Annotated in this window: 17 protein-coding genes; 9 read left to right on the top strand and 8 right to left on the bottom strand. The window is 69.4% G+C overall.

Annotated features, from left to right (window positions below; genetic code table 11):
- Positions 1 to 236: 236 nt before the first annotated feature.
- The 7 genes from RJT50_RS07995 to RJT50_RS07965 all read left to right on the top strand — a co-directional run bounded on the left by RJT50_RS07995 (position 237) and on the right by RJT50_RS07965 (position 9,571).
- Positions 237 to 824, top strand: a complete 588-nt coding sequence (locus RJT50_RS07995; RefSeq protein ID WP_313695724.1) for a thymidine kinase — start codon at positions 237 to 239, stop codon at positions 822 to 824.
- 44 nt (positions 825 to 868) lie between these two features.
- Positions 869 to 1,504 carry a YIP1 family protein gene (locus RJT50_RS07990; RefSeq protein WP_313695722.1) on the top strand — a complete coding sequence of 212 codons (636 nt, stop codon included), beginning with the start codon at positions 869 to 871 and terminating at the stop codon, positions 1,502 to 1,504.
- Positions 1,505 to 1,580: 76 nt separating this feature from the next.
- Positions 1,581 to 3,809, top strand: a complete 2,229-nt coding sequence (locus RJT50_RS07985) for a DHH family phosphoesterase (RefSeq protein ID WP_313695721.1) — start codon at positions 1,581 to 1,583, stop codon at positions 3,807 to 3,809.
- A 110-nt stretch (positions 3,810 to 3,919) separates the two neighbouring features.
- A complete protein-coding gene (locus RJT50_RS07980) occupies positions 3,920 to 5,464 on the top strand; it encodes a sensor histidine kinase (RefSeq protein WP_313695720.1) in 1,545 nt (514 codons plus the stop codon).
- A 93-nt stretch (positions 5,465 to 5,557) separates the two neighbouring features.
- On the top strand, positions 5,558 to 7,336 hold the full coding sequence (locus RJT50_RS07975) for a tRNA uridine(34) 5-carboxymethylaminomethyl modification radical SAM/GNAT enzyme Elp3 (protein WP_313695718.1): 1,779 nt from the start codon (positions 5,558 to 5,560) through the stop codon (positions 7,334 to 7,336).
- A gap of 166 nt (positions 7,337 to 7,502) precedes the next feature.
- Positions 7,503 to 8,612: a mechanosensitive ion channel family protein gene (locus tag RJT50_RS07970; protein ID WP_313695716.1), complete on the top strand. Its 1,110-nt coding sequence runs from the start codon at positions 7,503 to 7,505 to the stop codon at positions 8,610 to 8,612.
- Between the two features lie 119 nt (positions 8,613 to 8,731).
- On the top strand, positions 8,732 to 9,571 hold the full coding sequence (locus RJT50_RS07965; RefSeq protein WP_313695713.1) for a ZIP family metal transporter: 840 nt from the start codon (positions 8,732 to 8,734) through the stop codon (positions 9,569 to 9,571).
- Positions 9,572 to 9,874: 303 nt separating this feature from the next.
- Here RJT50_RS07965 and RJT50_RS07960 read toward each other — a convergent pair whose 3' ends face one another.
- Complete coding sequence (locus RJT50_RS07960; RefSeq protein WP_313695712.1) at positions 9,875 to 11,122, bottom strand: ABC transporter substrate-binding protein; 1,248 nt, start codon at positions 11,120 to 11,122, stop codon at positions 9,875 to 9,877.
- 123 nt (positions 11,123 to 11,245) lie between these two features.
- Positions 11,246 to 12,502 carry a Zn-dependent hydrolase gene (locus RJT50_RS07955; protein WP_313695711.1) on the bottom strand — a complete coding sequence of 419 codons (1,257 nt, stop codon included), beginning with the start codon at positions 12,500 to 12,502 and terminating at the stop codon, positions 11,246 to 11,248.
- 168 nt (positions 12,503 to 12,670) lie between these two features.
- Between RJT50_RS07955 and thrS the strand changes: the two genes are divergently transcribed.
- The gene (gene thrS, locus RJT50_RS07950) at positions 12,671 to 14,599 is read left to right on the top strand and encodes a threonine--tRNA ligase (protein WP_313695709.1); all 1,929 of its coding nucleotides are present in this window, start codon (positions 12,671 to 12,673) and stop codon (positions 14,597 to 14,599) included.
- 344 nt (positions 14,600 to 14,943) lie between these two features.
- Here the strand turns inward: thrS and paaE are convergent, their stop codons facing one another.
- From paaE to RJT50_RS07925, 5 genes are read right to left on the bottom strand one after another with little or no spacing between them, the layout of a single operon-like run.
- Entirely contained in the window at positions 14,944 to 15,111 is a 168-nt protein-coding gene (paaE, locus tag RJT50_RS07945) for a 1,2-phenylacetyl-CoA epoxidase subunit PaaE (protein ID WP_313695707.1), read from the bottom strand.
- A gap of 3 nt (positions 15,112 to 15,114) precedes the next feature.
- On the bottom strand, positions 15,115 to 15,531 hold the full coding sequence (gene paaD / locus RJT50_RS07940) for a 1,2-phenylacetyl-CoA epoxidase subunit PaaD (protein ID WP_313695704.1): 417 nt from the start codon (positions 15,529 to 15,531) through the stop codon (positions 15,115 to 15,117).
- A complete protein-coding gene (gene paaC / locus RJT50_RS07935) occupies positions 15,532 to 16,377 on the bottom strand; it encodes a 1,2-phenylacetyl-CoA epoxidase subunit PaaC (protein ID WP_313695701.1) in 846 nt (281 codons plus the stop codon).
- Positions 16,377 to 16,715 carry a 1,2-phenylacetyl-CoA epoxidase subunit PaaB gene (gene paaB / locus RJT50_RS07930; RefSeq protein WP_313695699.1) on the bottom strand — a complete coding sequence of 113 codons (339 nt, stop codon included), beginning with the start codon at positions 16,713 to 16,715 and terminating at the stop codon, positions 16,377 to 16,379. The genes paaC and paaB overlap by 1 nt, the downstream gene beginning before the upstream one ends.
- Positions 16,715 to 17,653, bottom strand: coding sequence for a Phenylacetic acid catabolic protein (locus RJT50_RS07925; protein ID WP_313695697.1), 939 nt, complete (start codon positions 17,651 to 17,653; stop codon positions 16,715 to 16,717). The genes paaB and RJT50_RS07925 overlap by 1 nt, the downstream gene beginning before the upstream one ends.
- Positions 17,654 to 17,736: 83 nt before the next feature.
- Here RJT50_RS07925 and RJT50_RS07920 point away from each other — a divergent pair, with 83 nt between their 5' ends.
- Positions 17,737 to 18,372: a helix-turn-helix domain-containing protein gene (locus RJT50_RS07920; RefSeq protein WP_313695695.1), complete on the top strand. Its 636-nt coding sequence runs from the start codon at positions 17,737 to 17,739 to the stop codon at positions 18,370 to 18,372.
- Positions 18,373 to 18,405: 33 nt separating this feature from the next.
- On the opposite strand, the gene RJT50_RS07915 is transcribed toward RJT50_RS07920, so the two are convergent.
- Positions 18,406 to 18,867, bottom strand: a complete 462-nt coding sequence (locus tag RJT50_RS07915) for a MaoC/PaaZ C-terminal domain-containing protein (protein WP_313695694.1) — start codon at positions 18,865 to 18,867, stop codon at positions 18,406 to 18,408.
- Positions 18,868 to 18,908: the final 41 nt, after the last annotated feature.

Below are 18,908 nucleotides of genomic sequence, written 5' to 3'. Positions count from 1 at the left end.
CACCCACCTCGCCCGTACAGCTCGGCCACACACCTCCCCAGCCGATTCGCTCGGCTCGCTCCCTCCGGTCGCTCCCCTCACTCATCCCTCGCGCGCCGGCGGCGGACACGGAGATCCGCCAGCCGCGCGCCATTCGGCGGTCTAGGCCCTCGCATTCAGGTTCTGGCCGGGGACGTACTCCGAGCAGTGGCGACCAGAGAGCAACCGTTTTCACCCCGGCTACTGCCCGGATGAACATGCACGCCATCACGGGCTCGGGGTGGATCGAGGTCATCTCGGGGTCGATGTTCTCCGGGAAGACCGAGGAGCTCCTCCGTCGGCTCCGCCGGGCCGAGATCGCGGGCCAGGACGTCGCCGTGTTCACGCCGGCGATGGACGACCGCTACGGCGAGACGACCATCGGGACGCACAACGGCCGCGCCTGGGAGGCGACCGTCGTCGAGAACGAGGACGACGGCCCCTGGGAGATGCTCGAGGATCTGAACGGCGAGAAGGTCGTCGCCATCGACGAGGCGAACTTCTTCTCGGGCGAACTCGTCGAGGTCTGCCAGGCGCTCGCGGAGGACGACCGCCGGGTCATCGTCTCCGGCACCGACCAGACGTTCCGCGGCGAGCCGTTCCACCCCCTGCCCGAACTGATGGCCGTCGCCGAGTACGTCGACAAGCTCCAGGCCATCTGCTCGGTCTGTGGCGAGCCCGCGTCCCGGAATCAGCGGCTCATCGAGGGCGAACCGGCCCACGTCGACGACCCGACCATCTTCGTCGGGGCCGAGGAGAGCTACGAGGCGCGCTGCCGGAACTGCCACACGCTCCGGCAGGGCTGATCGCGCATCGCAACCGTCATGGCCCGCGCCCGCGAGGTCCGACTGTGACGACGTGGGTCGAGAACCCGGCTGGGGGACGGGCGCGCGGGCCGCGGGGACTCGCCCGCGCGTGGGTCGAGGTCCTCGCCCGCCCGACCCGCTTTTTCAGGACCGGCGTCTCGCCGGGCGATCAGGCACCCGGACTCGTGTTCGGCGTCTGTGTCGCCGTCGCGTTCGTCGGCGGGCGCTTCCTCCACGCCCGGCTCGCCTACGGTGAACTGTTCGGCTACCGGCCGGGTCCGGCGCCGACGCTGCTCGGCGGCCAGCTCGCGCCGGCGCTGCTCGCCGTGCTCGCCACCGCGCTGCTGATCGCACCCGCCGTGCTCCACCTCGTCGCCGCGCTGCAGACGGTGCTCCTGCTGCTGTTCGTCCGTGACCGCGGCGGCGTGAGCGAGTCGGTTCAGGTCATCGCGTACGCGGCGGCCCCGTGCGCGCTCGCGGGCCCCGCAGTTCCCGAGCTCAGGTTCCTGTGTGCGCTCTACGGGACGATACTGCTCGTCGTCGGCATCCGGACCGTCCACGACACGTCCGCGCCCCGGGCCCTCGCCGCGGGGCTGGTGCCCGCGACGCTCCTGTTCGGGTTCGGATTCCGCGGCGTCGCCGCCGCGACGGCGCTGCTCGGACGGCTCGCGCCGGTCTGACCGGGACCGGTTCGGGCGAGCGCTCTCATCCTCGTTTCGACAACCGTTTTAAGCAGGGGACCTACCGTTCGCACAAATGGGTACCTGTATCATCTGTGGTACGCCCGTGGACGGGCGGATCTGTGATTCCCACCAGGAAGACGTCGTCTTCGAGTTCCGAGGTAACGATCCGAACCAGCTGGTCCCGAACCGCTTCTACGGCGGGACGGTCGACGGCTACGCCGACTTCGGCCTGTTCGTCGACCTCTCCTCGAACGTGACGGGGCTGCTCCACCGGTCCGAGCTCGACCAGCGGCTCGAGTCGCTCGATCTCGAACCCGGCGACAGCGTCTACGTTCAGGTGAAGAACGTCCGCGACAACGGCGACGTCGACCTCGCGTGGTCGATCCGCCAGTCCGACCGCGACTTCCGCGGAGCGCTCGTCCAGGACGGCACCGAGGAGCTGGACGCCGACGAGTCGGACCAGGACGACGACGACGGCGGTCCGGGTCCGGTGTCGCACACGCCGACCTCGACGTCGGACCGCGACGGGAGCCGGGAGACCGAGGACGACTCGGGAAACGGGCGTAGCGGGACGGAACAACCGAAGACCGACGGGTCGTCGGGATCGACCGACACTGGTGGGGCCACGGCCGCGTCCGAATCAGCCGACGCCGCGGACGATTCGACGGACGCTCCCGTGGACGACACCACCGACTCCACCGACGCAGCCACGGACGATTCCACTGGTTCCGCTCCGGCCCACTCGACGCCGGACACGGACTCCGAGGAGCCCGAGTCCGGGTCCGAGCCCGACGGGGACCTCGAACGCGTCGAGATCGGCTCGCTCGCCGACCGCGTCGGGCAGCAGGTCCGGATCGAGGGCGAGGTCGTCGGCGCGCGACAGACCGGCGGGCCGACCGTCTTCGAACTCCGCGACGAGACCGGCGTCGTCGACTGTGCAGCGTTCATCGAGGCCGGCGTCCGCGCGTACCCGTCGGTCGAGGTCGGCGACGTCGTCCGCCTCGACGGCGAGATCGAACGCCGCCGCAACGAGATCCAGGTGGAGACCGAGGCGCTCGCCGCGCTGGAGGGCGAGGAGGCCGAGACGGTCCGCCAGCGGCTCTCGGACGCGCTGACCGCCGAGGCCCGCCCCGAGTCGGTGGACGTGCTCGCGGAGCACGACGCGATCGACGCGATGGCCGACGACCTGCTCGACATCGCGGAAGCGATCCGGCGCTCCGTGCTCGAGTCCCGCCCGGTCGTCGTGCGCCACGCGGCCACCGCGGACGGCTACGTCGCCGGCTCGGCCATCGAGCGCGCCGTCCTCCCGCTCATCCGCGAGGAGCACGCCGCCAGCGACGCGCAGTACCACTACTTCACCCGCCGCCCGCTCGACGAACCGGTGTACGACATGGACGCCGCGACGAAGGACGCGACGCGGATGCTCCAGGACCGCGACCGACACGACGAGAAGCTGCCGCTCGTGCTGCTTCTGGGCACCGGCTCGACGGTCGAGTCCGCCGACGGCCTCAACCTGCTCGGCATCTACGGCGCCGAGCGGGCCGTCGTCGACGCCGCCGCCGCCGACCCGGAGATCACCGAGTCCGTCGAGACCGTCGCGAACCCGGAACTCGCGGGCGTGGACGCCGCCGAACTCTCCACGGGCGCGCTGGCGGCGACGCTCGGCGCGACGGTCAACGGCGACGTCCGTGAGGACCTCGCACACCTCCCGGCGGTCAGCTACTGGGAGGACACGCCCGACGCGTACGTCGATCTGGCGGCCGAAACCGGCTTCGACGACGAGCGCGTCACGGAGCTGCGCGAGGCCATCGCGCTGGAGGCGTTCTACCAGAGCTACCAGGACAAGCGCGAACTCATCACGGACATCCTGTTCGGCGAGGACGACGGCGACCTGGCCGGCCACATCTCCGGCCAGTTCCGCGAGAAGCTCGGGACGGAGATCGACACCGCGCGCGCCAACGTCGAGTCCCGCGACCCCGACGGCGTCGCGTTCACTGTGCTCGACGCCGACGCCTACGCGCACCGCTACGACTTCCCGCCGACCAGCCTCCTCGCGGACGAACTCCACCGCCGGGAGCGCGAGGAGGCTCCCGTGACGCTCGTGTACGGCACGGACGAACTGTTCGTCCGCGCGACCCGCGACCTGGACGTGCGCGACGTCGCCGCCGCCGTCGCTGACGAGGTGACCGACGCCGGCGTCACCGCGGTCGGCGTCCGCGAGGGGCGGATCGAGTTCCTCTCCGGGCGACGCGAGGCCGTGGTCGACGCGGTCGTCGACGCGATCGCCGGCCAGATCGCGTAACTGCGCCTCGAACCGTTTTCCTGGGGGCCGATCGGAAGCTCGAGAGAGGTGTCATTAGGAAAGTATTTGTCAGCACGACACACGTGGCAAAGTAACGAGTAGCCGCGACAATGGACGACACGGGTCAGGGTGAGCGCGACGGCGGCCGGGCGGCGAGCGCCGGCGCCGCGTTCGACAGGCTCCGCGAGCGGGCGACGGCGCTCGAAGGCTGTCAGACCGCCCGCGCCGTCCGCGAGGAGCTCGCCCACATCGTCCGCGACCAGTTCGACGCTGACGCGGTCGGCGTCTTTCGACGCGAGGGCGACCGCTACCGCGCCGCGGTGCGGAGCGCGGAGGGCGACGCCGTCAGGCTCCCCGAGGTGCTCTCGGGCGAGCACTCCCCCGTCGCCGCCGCCGCCGACTCCGGGGAAACGTGCCGCGACCGCGTGCCCGAGGACGCCTTCGGCGACGCGACTGCGTACTGTGTCACCCCGCTCAACGGGGACGGGGCGGTGCTCGTCCTCACCACTGCCACGAACGGGATCGACGCGGAGACGGCGGCCGGGCTCTCCATGCTCGTCGGCCACGCGGAGAGCGCGCTCGGCGACGTCGAGGGCGGGACCCTCCGTCGGGCCGCGACCGCCGACGTGCGCCCCGACGTCTCCGAGGAGGAGCTCCTCGACGCCCTCTCACACGCCTTCCCGGACTACGCCTACATCCTCGACGTCGACGGCACGTATCTCGACGTGCTGCTCGGGATCCGGACCATCGAACTCCACGCCAAGGACGAACTCGTCGGTCGGAACGTGCGCGACGTGCTGGCGGGGGAAGCGGCCGACAGCATCGTCTCGGCGATCAGCACCGCGACCGGCACCGGAGAGGTACAGCGGGTCGAGTACTCGACCGAGCGCCCGACCGGCCAGGTTCACTACGAGGGCCGTGTCGCGCCGCTGTCGAGCGTGGAGGGCCGCCGCACCGCGGCCGTCCTCGTCGCGCGCGACGTCACCGAGCGACACGAGCGCGAACGCGACCTCCGCAGGCAGAACGAACGGCTCGAGGAGTTCGCCTCGATCGTGAGCCACGACCTGCGCAACCCGCTCAACACCGCGTCCGGCTTCCTCGAACTGCTGGCCGAGGACGTCGACGACGAGCGGATCGGCCGGATCTCGACCGCCCACGACCGGATGGAGTCGCTCATCGAGGATCTCCTCACGCTGGCGCGGAACGGGCGGGCCGTCACCGACCCGAGCCCGATCGACCTCGAAACTGCCGCCCAGCAGGCGTGGGGGACCGTCTCCATGGACGGCTCGCTCGTAGTCGAGGGGACGGTGACGATCCGGGCGGACCCGAACCGGGCCCGGCAGGTGCTCGAGAACCTGCTCCGCAACGCGAGCGAGCACGCCACGCCGAACCCGACGATCCGGGTCGGCCCCATCCCCGACGCCGACGGGTTCTACGTCGCCGACGACGGCGACGGGATCCCGACCGACGAGCGCGAGGACGTGTTCGAGACGGGCTACACCTCCGTCCCGGGCGGGACGGGACTCGGACTCGCCATCGTCGAGCGCGTCGCCGAGGCGCACGGCTGGACGGTGGAGGCGAGCGAGTCAGCCGCGGGGGGTGCCCGCTTCGAGTTCCGCGGCGTCGAGACGGTGTCCACCGACCCCGAAGAGTAGTCGGGCGCGCCGGGTGCCACGGAGTCGGACGCCGTCGGTGGCCGACCCGCCCGAACGAAACCCTTACCCGAGAAACGCGCGGACTCACCGGCAATGAGCGGCACCGGCACGGCCGAGGAGACCGAGGAGCGCTCCGAGGCGTTCCGTCGCGTCTGCGAGTCGCTGGTCTCGCGAATCCTCGACGGGGACCTCGACCGCGACGGCCTCGAATCCGCGAAGCTCCAGGCGTGCTCGGAGTTCTCCGCGTCGACGGTGCCCAAGAACACCGACATCCTGGGATTCGCACCGGAGGGGCGGCGCGACGAGGTGAAGGAGGTCGTCAGACGCAAGCCGGTCCGGACGGCCTCCGGCGTCTCGCCGGTCGCCATCATGACGTCGCCCCACATGTGCCCGCACGGGAAGTGTCTCTACTGTCCCGGCGGACCCGCCTCCGAGTTCTCCAGTTCACAGAGCTACACGGGCCACGAACCGGCCGCGGCCCGGGGCAAGCAGAACGACTACGATCCGTACGGCCAGGTGACCCTGCGGCTCGAACAGCTCCGCCACATCGGCCATCCGGTCGGGAAGGCCGAACTCATCCTGATGGGCGGGACGATGACGGCCCGCAGCCACGACTACCAGGAGTGGTTCGTGAAGCGGGCGCTTCAGGCGATGAACGAGTACGACGTCGACGCGGAGCCGAACCCGGCGGAGGGGGAGTCGTTCGCCCAGGCCCCCTCCGAGTACGACTTCGAGTACCTGGAGGACGTGAAGGCCCGCAACGAGTCGACCGACGTGCGCTGTATCGGCATCACGTTCGAGACGAAGCCGGACTGGTGTGACCCAGAGCAGATCGACCGGATGTTGAACCTCGGCGGGACGAAGGTGGAGGTCGGCGTCCAGACGACCTACGAGCGGGTGAACCGCGAGATGCATCGCGGACACGGCAACCGGGCGTCGATCGACGCGAACCGCCGCCTGCGCGACGCGGCGTTCAAGGTCGGCTTCCACATGATGCCCGGCCAGCCGGGGATGACCGCCGAGATGTGCCGGGAGGACTTCCGACAGCTGTTCGAGAACCCGGACTGGCGGCCCGACTACCTGAAGATCTACCCGACGCTCGTCGTCCGCGGGACCCGCGTGTACGACCAGTGGCGCCGCGACGACTTCGACCCGCTGGACAACGAGCAGGCCGCGGACCTCGTCGCCGACGCCATGAACGAGATCCCGAAGTACTGTCGGCTCCAGCGCGTCCAGCGCGACATCCCCGCGGACTTCATCGACGCGGGCGTCTGGAAGTCGAACCTCCGTCAACTCGCCGAACAGCGCGCCGCGGAGAAGGGGTACGACCTCCGCGACATCCGCGCCCGCGAGGTCGGGCACAACGACGCCGACCCGGACCCTTCGGACGTCGAACTCGACGTGCTGGAGTACGAGTCGGGCGGGGGAATAGAGCAGTTCGTCTCGTTCGAGGACGTCGAGAAGGACCTGCTCGTCGGCTTCTGTCGCCTCCGGTTCCCCTCCTACTCCCACGCCGCGCCGGGTGCCGGGCCCGACGCCGACGGCGACCCGGTTCGCCGGGAACTCGCCGACGCCGCGCTCGTCCGCGAACTCCACGTCTACGGCTCGCCAGCGACGTTCGACTCGGACGGGAGCGACGCCGGCCGAAGCGACGCTGCCGGCAGCGGGGCCGACGGGCGCGACGGTCCCGGAGCCGACGGCGACTGGCAGCACCGCGGCTACGGCCGGCGGCTCGTCAGGACGGCGGAGGATCTGGCCGCGGACGCGGGCTTCGGGAAGCTCTCGATCATCTCGGGGCTCGGCGTCCGAGGCTACTACCGCGACAAGCTCGGCTACTACCAGGACGGGCCGTTCGTCAGCCGGCGGCTCTGAATCCCGCCGGAGCCCCGGCGAATCGGACCACTCGGACCAGGCCGGAACCCTTTTGCCGATCTTATCACTCGACGGACGTATGTCGCCTCCGTTGCTCCAGGGCGTTCGTCGGACGCTATAGGGGTTCGTCACCACGGAGGCGCGGGTCGCCGCGACCGTGGTGCTGGTGACGGCCGCCGCCGTGACGGCCGTCGTGCTCACCCCCCGGATCGTCAGGACCGTCCAGCGGATCGTCCGTCGGCGACTCGTCGACGACGACCTGATCCCCGGCGAACTAGCGGAACTGGACTGGCTCGTCCCGATCACGCTCGTCGTCCGGACCCTGCAGCTGGCGGTGTTGCTCGCGGTCGCGCTTGCGACGCTCGTCGCCTGGGGACGGCTCGAACTCGCGCTGCTTGCCGTGTCCGGGATGGAGATGACCGTTCCCGTGCTGGCCAACGTGCTCGTGACCGTCGGGCTCGTCGCGGCCGCGCTCGTCGGCATCGACGTGCTGGAGGCGCGACTGGACGCCTACGCGGCGGAGTCGGACAACATCAACCGTCACCAGCAGGGGATCGTCTTCCGGGTGCTCCAGCTCTCGGTGCTCGCGGCGGCCGGCGTCGCCACGCTCACGCTCTGGGGCGTGAACCTCAGCGGGCTCCTCGTCGGTGCGGGCTTTCTCGGCATCGTCGTGGGGACCGCCGCGCGGTCGACCATCGGCTCGCTCATCGCGGGGTTCGTCCTCATGTTCTCCCGCCCGTTCGAACTGGGCGACTGGATCGAACTCGACGGCGAGGAGGGGATCGTCACCGACATCACCGTCATCAACACGAGGCTCCGGAACGCGTCGGGAGAAACCGTCGTCGTGCCGAACGAACGGGTAGCGAACGCGACGATCACGAACCGGAGCCGCATCGGGCAACTGCGGCTCTCGGTGGACGTCGGCGTCGACTACGACGCCGACCTCGAGACCGCCGAGGCCACCATCACCGGAGCCCTGGTCGAGGCCGACGGCGTCCTCGAGAACCCGGGGCCACAGGTCGTGCCCAAGTCGTTCGACGACTCGGCGGTCGTCCTCGAGTGCCGGTACTGGATCGAGAACCCGAGCGCGCCCCGCCGCGCCCTGACGACCGCGACGGTCGTGCGGGACGTGAAGGCCGCGCTCGAGGAAGCCGGCGTCAAGATCCCGTTCCCGCAGCGGGAACTCACCGGGCGCGAGGAGACCGACGGCTTCCGCGTCGGGAGACGCGACGAGGCGGCGAGCGTCTCCCGCCCGGCCGACGGCACCCGGAACTGAGGACCCGAGTCGGATCGGGACGCAAAGCGGACCCGGAGGGGCCCGGACGTCAGGGACCCCACGGAGGCCACGGACGATCCGGGCGGTATCTTTGAGACGCTCGCGGACACGACGTTCGTATGGTCGATCAGCTGTTCGTCGACCTCGTCGGGTCGAACCCGCTGTTGCAGGCGATAGTCGGCGGGCTCGTCATCGCGGGGCTCAACCTCGTCGGCGCGTCGCTGGTGCTCGTCTACCGGGATCCGAGCGAGCGCGCGCTCGACGGCGCGCTCGGCTTCGCCGCCGGCGTCATGCTCGCAGCGTCGTTCACCAGCCTCATCGTCCCCGGCATCGACGCGACGGAGGTCATCGTCCCCGGCGTCCCCGCGACGGGGCTCCTCACGCCGGCTCCGGTGCTGGTCGGAATCCTCCTCGGCGTGTTCGTGCTGGACCAGGCTGACCACTGGGTTCCCCACGTCCACGTCCTCATCACCGGCCGACGACGGACCGACCAGACCGTCACGGACTCGGGGGTCGCCTCGGTCATCCTCTTCATCGTCGCCATCACGATTCACAACATGCCGGAGGGACTGGCCGTCGGCGTCGGGTTCGGGTCGGGCGACGTCGCCAACGCGATCGCGCTGATGCTCGCCATCGGCATCCAGAACGTCCCGGAGGGGTTCGCCGTCTCGGTGGCGGCGGTCAACGCCGGCTTCGACCGGCGGGCGTACGCGGTCCTGACCGGCATCAGGTCCGGACTCGTCGAGATTCCGCTGGTCGTCGTCGGCGCGGTCGCAGTGACGATAGCGATGCCCATCCTCCCGTACGCGATGGGGTTTGCGGCGGGCGGGATGCTGTTCGTCATCTCGGACGAGATCCTGCCGGAGACGCACGCGCGCGGCAACGAGCGGCTGGCGACGCTGGGGACGATGCTCGGGGTCGTGGTGATGTTGTATCTGGACGTGGCGCTCGCGGCGTGATTCGTCGGTGTTCACCGTGGCGGTGCCGGGACCGTCACCGGGGACGGGAACGGCTGGTGGCGACGATACTGGGAGAACTCCCAGAATCGGGACGCTGGAGACCCGGCATCTCGACTCGCGCCGCCCCCGTCGGCTGGAAGGCCGAAACCTCACGTTCCGGTCGCTCGAGGGACCCGATCGCTGATTGGCGGTTCCGGGCGGAGAGCTGTGGACGGGTCGGTAGAATCGGCCCGCCTCCCGTTGAGACGAACTGAAGGGGAGTCACCAAGGACGACCGTCGAACGGGCGCGGGTGAGTTCGCGGTCAGAAGTCGCCGTTGATGACGTCGGCGACCCGCTGGTGGTCGAACAGCTGTTCGTCGGCACCGAACTCGGGGTACGAGTCCCCGTTCTCGTAGGCCGGCCACGCACCGAACTGCTCGGGGTACAGTTGCTTCGCGGTCATTTCGAGCTGGAACAGGTTCATCAGCGGTCCCTGCCACCGCGTCCCCTGCGGGTACACCCGGTCGTTCCGGACGGCGGATAACTCGCTCCCGACGGGGTCCTCCGCCAGGTTCTGCTTCAGCGTTCCGAAATCGAAGGTCTCCGTGACCGTCCACAGTCCGAGTATCACGTCCGGTTCGGCTTCCAACAGCGCCTCCATGTCGACTTGCAGGAACGGTCCCGAAAATTCCTCGTCGCCGAAGGCGTCGACCGCGCCGAGCGGTCGGGTGTGGGAGTTCCAGTAGCCGGGCGCGTTCAGTCGGAGCAGGTAGATGCTGGAGAGGTCCGCCGAGATCGAGAGGTAGGCCGCGGTCGGCCGCTCCGACTCCGGCGGGAGTCCCGCCTCGATCGTCGCCAGCAAGTCGTCGTGGACGGCCCGGAGCGCCTCGTACCGTGACCGTTCCCCGTACATCGTCGCGACGGAGTCGAACAGCTCCCAGAGGTCGTAGTACTCGTACCCATCAGCCCACGACTCGGGGGGCGTCGAGTGAAAGTTACTGTAGTAGTTGCCGAGCCACGGCCCGACGTTGTCGGCGATTTCATCCACGTCGTCCCGGTCCCAGCCGTCCTGTGAGGTGACCCAGGCGGGGTCCACGAGGTGGAGGTCACTGTCGAGTTCGTACACCTGTTCCTTCGCGAAGCCGTACTGTCCCGCGGCGTCCGCCCACTCGATCTCGAAATCGTCGAACCCGGCGGTGAAGTACTCGAGCCCCGCCACCGTTCCGTCCCACCAGAGGTTGTTGATGGTCTCTCCTTGCCCGAGCGCGCTTGCCATGTCCGGGAACCACGGGAAGTGGGTGAAGACGTTCGTCGGCGGCTCCTCCAGCGTGACCTCGCCGACGGGTGACAGCTCGACGGAGTAACTCTGTTCCGCCGTCGAGGTCGACGTCTCGGGCTCCGTTTTATCGCCCGTGTTCGCCGGTTGCTGGGTCGCGTCCGGCGTCCGCGTCGGGTCACTCTCCGATCGCCCGGCGCATCCCGCGAGCAGCCCTCCCCCGATGACTGCCCCGCCGTACTTCACGTACTCGCGCCGTGTCGGTGCCTCGGTCCGGCCCTCGTCGTCCGTCATGCACGTTCGGGTGGCCTAAAAGCACATAACCGCTTCGATTTTTAGGCCTGCCAAAAATGCCGCCGTTTCTTTCATTCATCTGTCGGTTCGCTCGATTCGCTCCCTTCGGTCGTTCACCTCACACTATTCGGTCGCCACGTCGGCCATCGCGCCGGCCATCACCCGCGTCGCGTCGGCGCAGTCGACCCAGTCGGTCCACTCGCGGGGGTTGTGACTGATCCCGTCGCGCGACGGGGCGAACAGCAGCGCCGCGTCGGTCACGCCGGCGACGTACATCGTGTCGTGGGCGGCCCCCGAGTGGAGGTCGAGCGTCCCGATCCCGGCCGCCTCGCCCGCGTCGTGGGCGGCCGCGCGGAGTCGGTCGCTCATCGGCGTCGGGGACAGATCGAACGGCCGCGAGAACTCGGTGTCGACGCCGCGTTCCGTCTCGAGTCGCTCGAGCGAGTCGCGCGCCGCCGCGACCACCGTCTCCATCGACTCGGCGTCCACGTCGCGCACGTCCACGCCGGCCTCGACCTTGCCGGGGACGACGTTCGTCGCGTTCGGGGAGACCGACAGCGACCCGACGGTCCCGACCGCCGACTCGCTGCTCGTCTCGACCACGTCGTTCGCGGCCGACTCGACGTCCAGGACGAACTCGGCTGCGGCCGCGAGCGCGTCCGTCCGGTCGACCATCGACGTCGCCCCCGCATGGTTCGCCTCACCCCGGATGAGGACCTCACAGTGCGTGATTCCGGTGATGTCGGTCACGACGCCGACCGGGACCTCCGCGTCCTCCAGGGTCGCGTCCTGCTCGACGTGGAGTTCGTACCAGGCGTCCCACTCGGACGCGTCGAGCACCCCTTCACCCCGGAAGCCGACGTCCGTCAGTGCTTCCTCCAGGGTGACCCCTTCGTCGTCAGTCAGCGCGAGCGCGTCCTCGAGGGAGCGTTCCCCGGCCGCCACGGAGGAGCCCAGCAATCCCTCGGCAAAGCGCTGTCCCTCCTCCTCGGTGAACGAGACGACGACGAGGGGTCGCGCCGGCTCGACCCCGGCGTCCTGCATCGCACGGACGGCCTCCAGCGCGGCGTAGGCGCCGAGCGGGCCGTCGAAGATGCCGCCCTCCGGAACCGAATCCAGGTGGCTCCCGGCCGCGACCGGCGCGGCGTCCGGGCCCGCCGAGGCGGGGGTCCACGCGCCGGCGACGTTGCCGACGGCGTCGACGGTGACGTCGAGTCCCGCGTCCTCCAGTCGTTTCACGAACCGTTCGCGCGCGAGTCGGTTCGCCTCCGTCCCGCAGCGCACGGTCCGGCCCCGTCCCTCCGCGACCTCGACCTCGCCGAAGGCCGCGTTCGCCTCGATGTCGGCGCGGAGTCGATCCCCGTCGACCTGCACGTTCATACGTCCCCTCACGGCGGTCGGGGCTTGGACCTTTCCGCCGCGGCGGTCCGGGCCGGTAGCCCGGCCGGGCGTGTTCCAACCGGGCCACACACCTGCTCGGCGACCGCGTGCCGAGCACGGTCACACAGTTCGACAAGACTTATTCGCGCCCTCCGACTCCCGTTTCGTATGAGCGACATCGCGGTCGTCCTGCCGGACGGCTCGGAACTGTCCGTCCCCGGGGGCGCGACGGTGGAGGACGCGGCCTACGAGATCGGACCCGGTCTCGGGGACGACACCATCGCGGGCGTCGTCGACGGCGAACTGGTCGACAAGGCCGCGCCGCTGCACGACGGCGCGCGCCTGGAGATCGTCACCGACCAGTCCGAGGAGTACTTGGACGTGCTCCGCCACTCGGCGGCCCACGTGTTCGCACAGGCGCTCCAGCGGCTCCACCCCGAGACGAATCTCGCCATCGGTCCGCCGACCGACGAGGGGTTCTACTACGACGTGACCGGCGTCGACCTCGACGAGTCCGACTTCGGGGAACTCGAAGCCGAGATGCGCGACATCATCGAGGCCGACTACCCCATCGAGCGCCGCGAACTGTCCCGCGAGGAGGCGCTCGCCGCCTTCGATGACAACCCGTACAAGACCGAGATCCTCCACGAGGAGGCCGCGGGCGAGGACCCCGTCTCCGTCTACGAGCAGGACGACTGGCGCGACCTCTGCAAGGGACCCCACGTCGATTCGACCGGGAAGATCGGCGCGGTGAAGCTGATGAACATCTCCTCGGCCTACTGGCGCGGCGACGAGGAGAACGACCAGCTCACCCGGGTGTACGGCACGGCGTTCGAGTCCGAGTCCGACCTGGCGGAGTTCCTAGAGATGCGCGAGGAGGCGAAGGACCGCGACCACCGGCGTATCGCCCGGGAGATGGATCTGTTCTCCATCCCGACGGTGACGGGACCGGGGCTGCCGCTGTATCATCCGCCGGGCAAGACGATCCTCTCGGAACTCGAGTCGTACGTCAACGACCTCAACCGGGACGCGGGCTACGGCGAGGTCGAGACGCCACACGTGTTCCGGACGGAGCTCTGGGAACAGTCGGGCCACTACGACAACTATCAGGACGACATGTTCCTCTTCGACGTGAACGACGAGGAGTACGGCCTGAAGCCGATGAACTGCCCGGGCCACGCGACCATCTTCGATCAGGGCTCGTGGAGCTACCGCGACCTGCCCGTCCGCTATGCGGAACACGGGAAGGTGTACCGCAAGGAGCAGCGCGGCGAACTCTCGGGACTCTCGCGGACCTGGGCGTTCACCATCGACGACGGCCACCTGTTCGTCGAACCCGACCAGATCGAAGCCGAGGTCCGGACCATCATGGAGATGATCGAGGAGGTGCTGGAGACGTTCGATCTCGACGTCTCGGTCGATCTCGCGACGCGTCCCGAGAAGTCGGTCGGGAGCGACGAGGTGTGGGAGAAGGCCGAAAGCCAGCTCGAGGCGGTGCTGGAGTCCTCGGCGCTCGACTGGGGGCTCGAACCGGGCGACGGCGCGTTCTACGGGCCGAAGATCGACTTCAGCTTCGAGGACGCGCTCGGCCGAAGCTGGGACGGCCCGACGGTCCAGCTCGACTTCACGATGCCCGAGAGTTTCGATCTCACCTACACGGGCGAGGACAACGAGGAGCACCGGCCGGTGATGATCCACCGGGCGCTCTACGGCTCCTACGAGCGCTTCTTCATGGTTCTGATCGAACACTTCGCGGGGAAGTTCCCGCTCTGGCTCGCGCCCGAGCAGGTCCGGATCCTCCCCATCTCGGACGACAACCTGGGCTACGCCTACCGGACGAAGAACGAACTCGACGGGTTCCGCGTCGAGGTCGAGGACCGCGACATGACCATCGGGCGGAAGATCCGCGCGGCCCACGACGACCGCGTACCGTACATGGTCATCGTCGGCGGCGACGAGGAGAAATCCGAGACCATCTCGGTGCGCGACCGGTTCGAGAACGAGGTCGGGGACGTCGATCCGAGCGAGTTCCGCGCCCACATCGAAGCCGAGCGCGACGAGAAGCGCACGCGACCGGACTTCATCGACGCCGAATAATCGCCGCGCGACGATTTCTGGTTTACCGGCGGGACGACATCCCCGTTCACGGCTGGACGACACCTCCGTCCATCCAGCGAAGCAGCGACGTCGGCACCCCACAGCGGCGCAAGCGGGTGTCAGTGAGGGGGTGGCGACCGACCGTCTGCAGGGTGGGAATGGAAGGGGGCGCGGCTCTCGGGGACGCCCGGGGCCTCAAGCACCGTAGCGCGACCGCAGGGAGCGCGAGGAGCACAGAGCGTCCCGCGCGAGCCGAGAGCCGCGGGGGCTTCCGAGGTCGTCTCGGTGACGGTCACCCATGCGCGAGACGACGGAAAAACGGAATCCGGACCCGAACCGGAACCCTACCCGAACTGCTCGAACGGCTGCTGGCAGTCCTCACAGAAGTGCATCGAGCGGCACAGCCCCGGCCCCTTCGGGTGGTCCCGAACGGTGTTCGTCGAACCGCAGTACGGGCACTCGGCGGCCTCGTCCTCGTCCGTCGCCGTCGTGCTTGGATCGTTCCGGCTCATGCCTCACACGCTCAGGCCGAACTCGCGGAGGTCCTCGCGTCCGCGCTCGGTCACCATCTCCACGTTCCACTCGGGCGAGTAGCGCAGACGGACCTCGGCCTCCGCGACGCCCTCGGCGGTCTCGGCGGCACAGCGCACGTCGTTGAGCAGCATGTCTCGCGCCGGACAGCCCGAGTAAGTGAGCGTCATCTCGACCTCGCAGCGGCCCGACTCCTCGTCCACCTCGACGCCGTAGACGAGCCCGAGGTCGACGACGCTCACCGGCATCTCCGGGTCCTCGACCTCGTAGAGGGCGGCCCAGACGCCCGCTTCCGTCCCGGTCGCGTCGTCGCCGGTCTTCGGGAACTCCTCGGGCGACTCGCCCGAGTCGTACTCCGTGTAGGCGCACGCTTCGGAGTCGAGCGGGACGTTCGTCGGCATCTACGCCTCCTCGCCGCGCAGGCGGGCCGGCGACTCGAACTCGACCTCCCGGTAGGTCCGGGTGAACGCCTCGTACAGGTCGAACCAGTCGTCGGTGTGGCTACCGTCACGACCCCGGACGTCCGGCCGCTCCACCTCGCCGGCGTCACCGGTCCCGCCGGCATCGGGTTCCGGCACGTCGAGCCCGAGCGATTCGAGGAACGGGACGACGACGTCGAGCCACTCGGCTCGGAGGTCCGACAGCGTCTCGGTCCGGAAGCCGTGCTCGAGGATCTCGTCCTCGCGCGGGCCGGGCGCGAACAGCGAAAGCGCGTGCGGGAACAGGGTCTCGAGGGCCGACTGCAGCCGCTCGCGTCCCTCTTCGTCCGCGGTCAGTCGCTCCAGCCAGCTCTGGGCGTGCTCGCGGTGGTAGTCCTCCTCGGAGAGTGCCTTGCCCACGCGGTCCGCCAGCGGGGCGTAGCTCGTGTCCACGAGCGCCTCGAGCCTGAGTCGCTCGGCCACGTCGTAGAGGTAGCCCCGGAGGATCGCGTCGCCCCAGCCGTCGTCGTCGAACGGCAGCTCGACCAGCGGCGCGTGGGTCCACTCCCCCGGCGGGCGCTCCCAGATGCACTCGGCCTCGGTGTAGCCGAGTTCCTGCAGGAGGTCGTACCAGAGGCGTGCGTGGCCGAACTCGTCCTGTGCGACGTTCGCGAGCGCCAGGTCGGCCTCGACCGTGGGCGAGTAGATCTGCCACTCCGTGAGCCGCTCGGCGTGAACGAACTCGTCGTCGGCGAGCCGAAAGAGGAGTTCCTCCAGCGCGAGCTGCCCTTCGGCGCTCAGGTCGCCACGGTCCAGTTTCGCGGCCATCAGTCACCCCCCTCCTGCATCGCCTCGCGGCGCTTGCGCGCGGCCTCGCGCTGCTCGGCCTCGCTGTCCTCGACCTCCTGGGCGAACGACGCGTCGATGTCGTTGTACGTCATCGCCCAGCGGTACGCCTTGTCGGTCGCGCCGCCGAACGTCACGTCGTCGGCGTCGACCTCGCCGATCTCCGGCCGGGGGACGACCCACAGCGAGTTGGTCTGCATCCGGCGGCCGTGCTGGATCGAGGCGAACAGTTTCGCCATCTCGCGGTCCGGCGCGTGGACGTTGCCGACGTGCCGGTGGTAGTCGCCGGCCTCCTCCTGCCGGAACACCTCGAAGATCATCAGTCGGCCGCCCCCGCGGCGGCGCCCGCGCCCGACTCCCAGGAGTCCAGCGACTGGCGGGCCCAATCGACGGCGTCCTGGCGGCGGCGACGCGAGCCGATCTGCTCGTGGCTCCCCTCGTACTCGTTCTTCGAGATGGTCCAGAACTCGTCCCAGTCGAGGTCGTCCTCGCGGACGGCCATCGTGCCGTCCTCCCGCTCGAACAGGCGCGGGTGGTCGGGGATCTCGAGGCCGTACTTCTCGGCCTTCGGGACGTACATGTTCAGGAACGAGTTGCGGAGTTCGTCGTTGCTCACCGTCTTCAGGCCGACCTGCTGGGCGAAGTCGTCGTGCGTGGACTCGTCGTTCGTCGGCCCGAAGAACTGGAGGATGCGCGGCCACCACTCGTCGAACGTCTCCTGGGTCCGCTCGCGGGTCGCCTTCGACCCCCGCATGAGTTCGCGGAGGATGGACTCGCCGTGCTTGACGTGGAAGCCCTCCTCGAAGCAGACCTTGTCCATCGCGTGGGCGTAGGGGGTCCACGAGGTATTCTTCAGCGTCGCCTGCCGACGCATCGCCCCGCCGTCGACGAAGAAGTCGATCATCGGCGCCTCGTACCACGAGTCAACCGGGTAGTGAAAGCAGTTCAGGAACTTCCCCTTGCCGACGCGAAGCTCCTCCAGCATCTCCTCGCGGGTCTTCACGCCGAGCGTCTCCGCGGCGCGGTAGAGCAACTGCGCGTGCCCGACCTCGTCCTGGACCTTCGCCGTGTTCGCCAGCTTCCGGTCCAGCGACGGGGCGTGTCGCGTGAACTCCTTGTCGAGGTAGCCGCCCATCACCTCGCTGTTCGCGTGGAACTGGATCATGCGGGTCGCCGCCGTGCGGTACTCCTCGGGCATGTCGTCGCCGGGGCCGAACTGACGGGGGCCCGCCCGCTCCGTGACCTCCTCGATGTCCATGAAGAACCGTTACGGACGTGGCTCCCTATCGGTTCGCCCGCCCATAGACGGGATATAAATAGTTACTCGTCGAAGGAGGGGGCATGATCGACGACTGTCTCGTCGTCGAGGTCCGCGTCACGGGCGACGAGTGCCCGCTCGCGGCCGCAACCCGGGCGACCGGGGCGAGACTGGAGGCCGAATCGCCCCTGCTCAGGCGGGACGGCAACGCGCTCCTCCGATTCTCCGCGCCCGCTGACGACGACCTGGCGGCGGCACTCGACGCGGACGAGCGGATCCGGTACCTCCACCGCTCGGCCGGCGACGGTCGCGACCGGTACCGCTGTCTGTCGATGCATCCCTGCGTCGTCCACGACCTCATCGACGCGGGGTTCATGGCCGAGTCGCTGACGTACGCGGACGGCGAGGGGCGGTTCGAGGGCGCGGTCGTCGGGCGCGACGTCCTCCAGGGCGTGATGGAGGCGGCCGGGGAGGCCGTCGGCGTGACGCTCGAACGGGTGTACCCGCTCGGTCCGGATTCGGCCGAGGCGGCGGGACGATGGGACGTGACCCCGCCACAGGAGGCCGCGTTGCGAGCCGCGTTAGCGGCGGGCTACTTTGCAGTTCCCAAGGAATCGACGGCGAGCGAGGTGGCCGCGGAGCTCGGCATCAGCAAGTCGGCGTTCCTGGAGCGGCTCCGACGGGGACAGGGAGCGCTGTTCGAACAGATGCTCGGATGACGGGACCGGGACGACCCGTCCGGCGGCGGGGCGCTACGACTCGCGCTCGATCATGAACTTCATGTCGCCCGCGAACACCGTCTCGTCGTCCTGGTTGGTCATCTCCGTGTCGATGACGACCAGGCCGGCGTCCTCGCGCGAGGAGAACGGCTTCGTCTCGGTGACTTCCATGTCGAGCGAGATGGAGTCGCCCTCGTAGACGGGCGCGGGGATGTCCATGTAGTTCATGCCGAGGAACGCCATCACCGTGCGTTCGAGGAAGCCGCACCGGTAGACGAACCCGGTGGCCAGCGAGAACGTCATCGGACCGTGGGCGACGCGCTCGCCGAACTGCGAGTCGGCCGCGTAGTCGGCGTTCGTGTGGAGTTCGGTCCAGTCGCCGGTGAACGCCGAGTGCATGACGAAGTCGGACTCGGTGACGGTGCGGCCGACGCTCTCGAACGTCTGGCCCTCCTCGAAGTCCTCGAAGTGGTGTGGCCGGTAGCTGTATGGCATACTCGGATGGACCGCGGGGGACGGTAAAAATCGCGGTGGTC

The organism is Halobaculum sp. XH14 (genome assembly GCF_032116555.1).
Classification (GTDB): Archaea; Halobacteriota; Halobacteria; order Halobacteriales; family Haloferacaceae; genus Halorarum; species Halorarum halobium.
This window is presented reverse-complemented; position numbering and strand designations above follow the sequence as displayed.